This window comes from Saccharomonospora iraqiensis subsp. iraqiensis, assembly GCF_000430445.1.
Lineage (GTDB): Bacteria > Actinomycetota > Actinomycetes > Mycobacteriales > Pseudonocardiaceae > Saccharomonospora > Saccharomonospora iraqiensis.
In genome coordinates this window covers 1-1,661 of the sequence record NZ_KE387085.1, presented here as the reverse complement: position 1 = coordinate 1,661, position 1,661 = coordinate 1, and the positions used below count along the sequence as shown (strand labels likewise).

Below are 1,661 nucleotides of genomic sequence, written 5' to 3'. Positions count from 1 at the left end.
TCGCGGCCGGGGCGCGGGTGTGCGCGGGTGGGGCCGTGCCGGACGGCCCGGGCGCCGGCTACCCGGCGACCGTGCTCGCGGACTGCACCGACGACCTGCGGATCATGCGTGAGGAGACGTTCGGCCCGGTGGCACCGGTGCGGGTGGTCGACGACTTCGACCACGGCCTCGCGCTGGCCCGGGACGACCGCCACGGACTCGCCGCGACCGTGCTCACCCGTTCGTTCGCGCATGCCCAGCGGGCCTGCCGGGAGCTGCCGGTCGGATCGGTCAAGGTGAACGCCGTGTTCGGCGGTGCCCCCGGCGGGGCGGCCCATCCGCGCGGCGCGAGCGGACAGGGTTTCGGTTACGGCCCCGAACTGCTCGACGAGATGACCGTGACCAAGGTTGTCCATCTCGAACCCGCACCCTGAGCGGGAGGGTCCCGACACGCGACCGGGGGCCGCCCACACCGCGTGGACGGCCCCCGGCGCCACGGGATTCAGGAACCGCTCGGCACCGGCTCCCGGTCGTGGTCGGCACCGGCCCCGTCGAGCCGCTGCTGGAGGCGTTCCCCCTCGACGTCGACGTTGGGCAGTGCCTTGTCCAGCGGCCGGGGCAGCCACCAGGCCGACCGGCCGAGCAGGGCGAGCACCGCGGGAACGATCGTCATCCGGACCACGAACGCGTCGAACAGGACGGCGATCGCCAGGCCGAAGCCGATCATCTTGATCATCGCCTCACCCGAGCCGATGAAGCCGGCGAACACGCTGATCATGATGAGCGCGGCGGCGGTGACCACCCGGGCCCCGTGGGAGAAGCCGGTGACGATCGACTCGTGCGGGCTCTCCCCGTGCACGAAGGCCTCCCGCATCCGGGTCACCAGGAAGACCTCGTAGTCCATCGCGAGGCCGAACACCAGACCGACCAGGAAGATCGGCATCAGGCTCATCACCGGCCCGGTCTGCTGCACGCCGAACACGTCGGCGAGCCAGCCCCACTGGAAGACCGCCACCACGGCACCCAGCGCGGCGACGACGGACAGCAGGAACCCGAGTGCGGCCTTGAGCGGCACCAGGATCGACCGGAACACCACCATCAGCAGCAGGAACGCGAGTCCCACCACCAGGGCCAGGTAGGGCAGCAACGCGGCGTCCAGCTTGTCGGAGACGTCGATGCCCATCGCGGTCTGGCCGGTGACGAGGACGTTCGCGCCGGTGTCCGCGGTGATGCCGTCGGCCCGGTCGCGCATCGAGTGCACCAGGTCCTCGGTCGCGGGGCTGCTCGGTGCCGACGCCGGGACCACGTTGATCATGGCCGTGTCGCCCGCCGGGTTGAACCGCGGCGGGGTCACCGCGGCGATCCCGTCCAGTCCGCGCAGGGTGTTCGCGGTGTGCTTCGCGGCCCCCTGCGGGTCACCGCTGTCCGCGGCGTCCACGGTCACGATCAGCGGTCCGTTGGTGCCGGGCCCGAAGCCCTCGGCGATCAGATCGTAGGCACGGCGCTCGGTGGTGTCGGTGGGCTTGGAGCCGTCGTCCGGCAGGCCGAGGCGCAGGTCCGTCGCGGGGACCGCGAGGACCCCGAGGCCGACGACGGAGAACAGCAGCACCAGCACCGGGCGGCGCAGCACGAAGCGGGACCACCGGGTGCCCGCCCCCGGGCGGTCCGCGGCGGCCCGGGCG

General features: G+C 72.8%; 2 protein-coding genes. One reads left to right on the top strand and one right to left on the bottom strand.

Annotated features, from left to right (window positions below):
• The coding region (locus tag ACTIR_RS22775) for an aldehyde dehydrogenase family protein (RefSeq protein WP_034239442.1) at window positions 1–413 on the top strand (413 nt) is incomplete at its 5' end.
• Window positions 414–481: 68 nt separating this feature from the next.
• Here ACTIR_RS22775 and ACTIR_RS22770 read toward each other — a convergent pair.
• The coding region (locus ACTIR_RS22770; RefSeq protein ID WP_034239441.1) for an MMPL family transporter at window positions 482–1,661 on the bottom strand (1,180 nt) is incomplete at its 5' end.